The following is a 225-nucleotide window of genomic DNA, read 5'->3' on the forward strand; positions in this document are numbered from 1 at the left end:
GCGTTCACCGTCTGCCGCGATACCTCCAGCTTTCCGGCCAGCTCCGCCTGTGACCAACCGCGCTCCGCGCGCAACTCGCGAACGCGGTTCCTCATGCGTAGCGCCTCAGTCCCAGGACGCAGCCGATGACCCAGAACGCGCCCATCAGGGGCCAGACGAAGAACATCGAGAGTTTCGGAAAGCCGGTGGTTTCGAGGAAACCGTAGGTGAAGGTGAGCAGGGCGG

At 64.4% G+C, this 225-nt stretch carries 1 protein-coding gene; it reads right to left on the reverse strand.

The window, feature by feature from the left end; translation table 11 throughout:
• On the reverse strand, window positions 1-95 hold a 95-nt coding region (locus tag G5A07_RS21885), incomplete at its 3' end, for a helix-turn-helix domain-containing protein (RefSeq protein ID WP_191864034.1).
• Window positions 96-225 lie beyond the last annotated feature (130 nt).

Origin of the sequence: Stenotrophomonas sp. AS012628 (genome assembly GCF_010608305.1) — a bacterium.
Lineage (GTDB): Bacteria > Pseudomonadota > Gammaproteobacteria > Xanthomonadales > Xanthomonadaceae > Stenotrophomonas > Stenotrophomonas geniculata.